6 protein-coding genes are annotated in these 5515 nt (G+C 71.2%); 3 read left to right on the top strand and 3 right to left on the bottom strand.

What is annotated here, in order from left to right; all coding sequences use genetic code 11:
• Nucleotides 1–183, top strand: a 183-nt coding sequence (locus tag MKK63_RS25820; RefSeq protein ID WP_244006710.1) for a hypothetical protein, incomplete at its 5' end; no start/stop codon positions are given.
• Nucleotides 184–240: 57 nt separating this feature from the next.
• Here MKK63_RS25820 and MKK63_RS25815 read toward each other — a convergent pair.
• Both MKK63_RS25815 and MKK63_RS25810 read right to left on the bottom strand, forming a co-directional pair.
• The gene (locus MKK63_RS25815) at nt 241–909 is read right to left on the bottom strand and encodes a winged helix-turn-helix domain-containing protein (protein WP_244006709.1); all 669 of its coding nucleotides are present in this window, start codon (nt 907–909) and stop codon (nt 241–243) included.
• Nucleotides 910–1024: 115 nt separating this feature from the next.
• The gene (locus MKK63_RS25810) at nt 1025–2119 is read right to left on the bottom strand and encodes a replication protein RepA (protein WP_244006708.1); all 1095 of its coding nucleotides are present in this window, start codon (nt 2117–2119) and stop codon (nt 1025–1027) included.
• Between the two features lie 760 nt (nt 2120–2879).
• On the opposite strand from MKK63_RS25810, the gene MKK63_RS25805 reads away from it, so the two are divergent.
• Nucleotides 2880–3740, top strand: a complete 861-nt coding sequence (locus MKK63_RS25805) for an RNA methyltransferase (RefSeq protein ID WP_279574875.1) — start codon at nt 2880–2882, stop codon at nt 3738–3740.
• 125 nt (nt 3741–3865) lie between these two features.
• The gene (locus MKK63_RS25800) at nt 3866–4120 is read left to right on the top strand and encodes a hypothetical protein (RefSeq protein ID WP_244006705.1); all 255 of its coding nucleotides are present in this window, start codon (nt 3866–3868) and stop codon (nt 4118–4120) included.
• A gap of 87 nt (nt 4121–4207) precedes the next feature.
• On the opposite strand, the gene MKK63_RS25795 is transcribed toward MKK63_RS25800, so the two are convergent.
• Nucleotides 4208–5089, bottom strand: a complete 882-nt coding sequence (locus tag MKK63_RS25795) for a polysaccharide deacetylase family protein (RefSeq protein WP_244006704.1) — start codon at nt 5087–5089, stop codon at nt 4208–4210.
• Nucleotides 5090–5515: the final 426 nt, after the last annotated feature.

Below are 5515 nucleotides of genomic sequence, written 5' to 3'. Positions count from 1 at the left end.
GCGCCGCAAGGGCGCGGCAAGGGCGCCGCAAGGGCGCGGCAAGGGCGCCGCAAGGGCGCCGCAAGGGCGCGGCAAGGGCGCGGCAAGGGCGCGGCAAGGGCGCGGCAAGGGCGCCGCAAGGGCGCCGTGCCGCAACGCGACCAGTCCGATCAGGTTTATCGGCCCTGTACGTCCCCGATATGAGGGACATCGGGCCCGATCGGGCGCAGCGTCGCGCATTCGTGACCGGCCGGCGGTCCGTCAGGGATGCGCGGGATCCGCCGCCCGATCCGCCGCCAGCCCGTAGGTGGCCTCGCCAACCCGCCGGAGGGGGCCGCCCGGACCGGAGCGCTTCCACAACCGGGTGTTGAGGCCCGCCACGGGGTCGCGGCCCGGGAGAGTGAAGCCCTGCGCCGTCAGGACGTCCAGGATCTCCGCCGCGTGCAGCGGCCGACCCGCCCGCGCGAGGGCCGTGCAGGCGGCCTCCACCACGGCCCGGCCGTAGCGCCGGGCCCCCGCGACATCGTCCGTGAAGGCAACGGCCGGCGGGACGCCCTCCGGCACTGCCTGGACCCCGGACGGACCCGGGGCGGGCGATCCGGTGGCCGCGAGGTCCTGGCCGGACGCGCGTGCCGCAGGCGGCGCGGGGTCCGGCGCAGGATCCGATGGACGGGCCCGGGGCCCGGCGGGATGGGCGGCCAGGGTCGTGTCCCGCTCGAAGGGTCGAACGGCCGCCGGGACGGGCCCGGTATCCGGGTTGGGCCCGTGCGCCCCTGCCCCTGCGTCTATCCCCGCCTCTGCCTTCACGGCCCCCAGGCGGCGACCGAGTTCCTGATAGAGGACGAGATCCGCGATCTCCCGGTCGAGCGCCTCCCGCTGGCGCCGCAGGGCCGCGAGCCGCATCTCGATCTCGGCATCCGACAAACCCATCGACCGTTCCTTTCCACCGGAAGGAACATAACGCCTATTCCATCTGGTGGGAACAGGTTTCGGGACGGCGTCGTCGTTCCACAGGGAATGAACGCTCATTCCCTATGGAACAATTCTATTCCCTGGCGCGCAACCGCTTGCCCTTCGAGGCCGGCCGGGGCGGCACCAGCAGGGCACTGGGATCGGCCGGGTGCAGGGTCAGGCCGTTGTCGTCGAGCACGAGCGGCAGGCGCGGGAAGACCTCGCCCAGATGGGCGAGATCCGCCTTGAAGGCCTGCCGGAAGCTGCGGATCGAGGCGTTCTCGGCCCCGAACTGCGCGTGGAGGTTGGTCCAGGTCAGCCGCAGCGGGCGCTGGAGGGACCGCAGCCGGTAGCCGGTCCAGAACAGCAGGTCGAGCTTGCGGGCCGAGCCCGAGAAGGCCCGGGCGGCCCGGATGTCGACCGGCAGGGCGTGCCGGATCAGGGTCTCGTAGAATTCCGGATCGAAGCGCACGGTGCGCTCCGCGGTCTCGTCCCCCTCGCCGGCCCGGGGGCGCCACAGCTCCAGGCTGCGGAAGGGCGGGACGTTGAGGGTGGTGGCGCTGTCGCGCCCGTCCCAGAGGCCGATCTGCATGGAGCAGGCGGCGAGCCGGTTCAGCTGTTCCTTGAACTGGCGGATGGTGCCGCGCTCGCCGCCGGTCACCGCAAAACCCATCTCGCGCATGAAGCCCGACAGGGTCTCGGCGACCTTCACGGTGGGGCTGCGCTGGCGCACCGCCTCGGTGCAGAGGTGGAGCAGCATCAGCCGGGCCTTCGGCCCGTAGGGCAGGCCCTGCGGCGCGAAGGCACCGGTCTCCGGATCCTTGATGCGCCCGGCGATCAGGCTCAGCGAGTTGCGCCCGTAGGTCCGGGAGAATTCGCGCACCGGCCCGGGATCGCGATAGGGCAGGCCGCACAGCGCCAGCACCGAGTGGATGTGCTGGAGGCTCGAGGGCAGCGCCGGCTCGCTCTCGATCACCAGCCGCACGGCGTCGCGGCGGCGCTGGTCGCGGGACAGGCCGGACCGGCGCCGCTCCTCCTCACCGAGGAGGGCGGTCTGCGCGTCGCGCTCGCGCTGGCGATGCAGGACGTGCTCGACGATCTGCGCGAACAGGAAGCCGCCCCGCGCCGCCTCGATCTCGGCCCGCAGGTCCGGATCGTGGATTGCGGCGATCTTCTCCTCGATGGTCATCGCCCCTCGGCCCGAATGGCACGGACGCCCCTCCCCGGTGGGCGGGGAGGCGGCCCGATCCTGCCATGCCACGATTCGGCCGCCGGGGCGCGGATCCGATCCGGCTTGTCCCGGCAATCCACGGTTCCCCGCGCCCTGCATCGCCTGCATCCCCTGCATCGCCTGCGGTCGGGCGCGGGCTTACGCAGAGTCGCATACGGGCCGATCCGACCGTCCCGCCCCACGCAGAGTTCGATACGCCCCGGTCCGGGCATTCCGTCCCCGTTATCCACCGCGCCGGGCCCGAATCCGCGCCGAATCCGATACGCGGATGCGCAGACTCCGATACGCCACCCCGCCGATCCGGCGCAGATTCCGATACGGCCGCACGCAGAGTTCGATGCGGCACCGCGCAGAGTCGGATGCGCAAAGTACCCTCAACCCCTTCGGCCAGATAGCGAATTCGGCTCCCCATATAGTCTGCTGAACTGACTCTCTGAAAGAGTCTTCTAGATAGTTTTCCTACTGCGCATCGGTGCGTTCGTTTTGAAGAACGATCGAAATGAGGTCGGAATTTCACAGGGGGAGAAGGGAATATGCGCGACTTGTCCACATTCCGTGCTGAGCCCCCAGGCCGGGAGGCTCCCTGCCCCACCGAGCGGGAGCCGGCTTGACGCGAACGACGGCGACCGGTTTCTCGGTCCCCTCAAGAAGGCCATGCCCCAAGACGGCCATGTCCAGGAAAGGCCCTGCCGATGTCCCGCTCACCCGTCGCGTCCCCATGACGGACCGCCACAACGACGATCGCCCCCCCGGAAGCCGCTTTCCCAAGGGCCGGCCGCCGGGAGGTCGTCCGCCCGGCCAATGGCGGTCCGGCCCCCGGCCCGGGTCCCGCCCGCCGGCCCCCGGCCCCCGGCTCGGGCCCGATGGTGAGGAAGCCACCGTGCTCTACGGCTGGCATCCGGTGGTCCAGGCGCTGGGCAACGCGGCCCGCGGCCTGCACCGGCTGCTCGCCACCGAGAACGCCACCGCGCGGCTGGAGGCCGAGTTCGGCGAGGGCCTGCGGATCACCCCCGAGCTGGTGCGGCCGAGCGAGATCGGCCGGCTGCTCGGGCCAGACGCGGTCCACCAGGGCCTGTATCTCGAAGCCGAGCCCCTGCCCGCCCCCGGGCTCGACGACCTGCCGGCCGATGCCCTGATCCTGGCGCTGGATCAGATCACCGATCCGCACAATGTCGGGGCGATCGTGCGCACCGCCGCGGCCTTCGGGGTGGCGGGGATCGTCACCACGGCGCGCCACGCGCCGGGGGCCACTGGAGTCCTGGCGAAATCCGCCTCCGGCGGGCTGGAGCACGTGCCGTTCGTGACCGTGCGCAACCTCGCCGAGGCGCTGATCGCCTTGGGGGAACGGGGTTTTACGCGCGTCGGGCTCGATTCCGACGCGCCGGAGAGCCTCGACGCGCTGACGGTGACCCGGCCGCTGGTGATCGTGCTGGGCGCCGAGGGCAAGGGCCTGCGCGAGCGGACCCGGACCTGCTGCGACGTGCTGGCCCGGATCCCGTTCTCGGGGGCGATCCGCAGCCTCAACGTCTCGAACGCCGCCGCCATCACCCTCTACGCCCTGGGCCGGAGCCGGACGTGAGTAAGCCCGGATCCATTCGGCAACACGGTATGGGCCCGGTGTGGTGTCGTTTCATCTAGGCGGTGATGGCAACCTGCCGTAGGATCCGCGGCGAGGGGGGCGTAGCCTCGAGGCGGCGCCGGATAATGCTGGACGATCTGTTTACCTACGGGGGCTGGGCCTTGAGCCTGGTCGCCGTCGGCGTGTGGCTGTGGCTCGTGCGGCGGGCCTTCCCGAGCTTCGATGCCTTCGTGAAGGGTTTTGACGACGAATTGCAGCTGGGCGCGAGCTGCGAGGAGCGCGCGCGGACCGCGCGCTGGCATCAGGTCCGGCAGGCGGCCGTGGCGCTGACCGCCGTGGCGGCCCTGTGCCTGTCGATCGGCTTCGCGATCCCGGATTGATCATCGGGTGAGGCCCGAGCGCGTCGGGGCCCTGCCCCGACACCCCGCCAAAGGGCTGCAGCCTTTTTGGATCCCATGATGGACACGCTATGATCCCGCTTCCGCGTAGATCTGCGCGGCGATCGCCCCTGCGGTGGTGAGCCAGATCCGGTCCCGGTGGGCCGCGATATGGGCGAGCGCCGCCCGCAAGGGCCGCAGCCGGTGGGGCTGCCCGACGATGTAGGGATGGAGCGCGATCCCCATCACCAGGGGCGCCGACGCGGACTGGTCCAGCATCTCGTCGAAGGCATCGACGATCGCGTCGGCGAAGTGGCGGCCCGTCTCCTTGCGGGCGACGATCGCCGGGATGTCGTTCAACTCCTGGGGGTAGGGCACGGCGAGGATCCGCCCGCCGCCGCGGGTCGCCATCCAGGTCGGCTGGTCGTCGTGGCACCAGTCGAGCAGGTAGCGGTAGCCGGCCTCGGCCAGCAGGTCGGGCGTGACCCGGGACTGGGAGATCCACGGGCCCAGCCAGCCCGCCGGTGCCCGCCCCTCCTCCCGGGTCAGGATCGCGGTGGCCTCCGCGATCAGGGCGCGCTCCTCCGCCTCCGGGAGCGTCCCCTGCCGCTCGGCATTGGTGCGGCCGTGGCCGACGATCTCGTCGCCCCTGGCCCGGAAGGCCTCGATCAGGCCGGGGCAATCCCGATAGAGCCGGCTGTTCACCAGGACGCTCGCCGGAAATCCCAGTGCGTCGAGGGTGTCGCGCAGCCGCCACGCCCCGACCCGGTTGCCCCAGTCGCGCCAGGCATAGTTCAGCACGTCGGGCTGCGGCCCCCCGGGGGCGAGCTCGGCGCCGAGGCCCGTGCCGAAATTGAAGGTCTCGAGATTCAACCCCACATAGACCGCAAGCCGCCGCCCGCCGGGCCAGTCGTAGACCGGGCGGTCGGGCAGGGCGCTGTAGCCGTAGCGGCCGTGTCGGGCATCATCCATCGCGGAGTCCGGGGTTCGTCAGGATCCCCGCGAGATAGGGCGGCGTACCGGCGAACGTCATGGTTTCGAAAGGTCGAGACCTTTCGCGGGTGCAGGGCAGAGCCCTGCGGTACGGCTCCCCCACCCCCTGCGAGGGGGTGGGGGAGCCGTATGTCGGGGTTTCACCTCGACGCCCCACCAAAGGGCTGAGCCCTTTGGGATCCCATGACGTTAGAGCGCACTCCGCCGAAGTGGACGCCGGTTCGGCGGAAGAGAGCGCGTCACATCAAAGGCTTAGCGCTGTGCTCGATTGCAACGCGCACGGTACACGACACAGTGGCGGCGGGCGGCGCGCCGTGGTGGACTGAGGGATTCCTCGCCAAAGGGATCCCCCCATGTCCGCTTGTCTGCGCACCGCCCTGATCGAGAGCCTATCGGCGCATCTGG

It is taken from the genome of Methylobacterium sp. J-088 (assembly GCF_022829295.1).
Lineage (GTDB): Bacteria > Pseudomonadota > Alphaproteobacteria > Rhizobiales > Beijerinckiaceae > Methylobacterium.
This window is presented reverse-complemented; position numbering and strand designations above follow the sequence as displayed.

Bases quoted from the DNA above. Each gene is read 5' to 3' on its own strand.
- MKK63_RS25805 (WP_279574875.1), top strand. From the start codon at position 2,880: ATGACGGACCGCCACAACGACGATCGCCCCCCCGGAAGCCGCTTTCCC.
- MKK63_RS25795 (WP_244006704.1), bottom strand. From the start codon at position 5,089: ATGGATGATGCCCGACACGGCCGCTACGGCTACAGCGCCCTGCCCGAC.
- MKK63_RS25810 (WP_244006708.1), bottom strand. From the start codon at position 2,119: ATGACCATCGAGGAGAAGATCGCCGCAATCCACGATCCGGACCTGCGG.
- MKK63_RS25800 (WP_244006705.1), top strand. From the start codon at position 3,866: ATGCTGGACGATCTGTTTACCTACGGGGGCTGGGCCTTGAGCCTGGTC.
- MKK63_RS25815 (WP_244006709.1), bottom strand. From the start codon at position 909: ATGGGTTTGTCGGATGCCGAGATCGAGATGCGGCTCGCGGCCCTGCGG.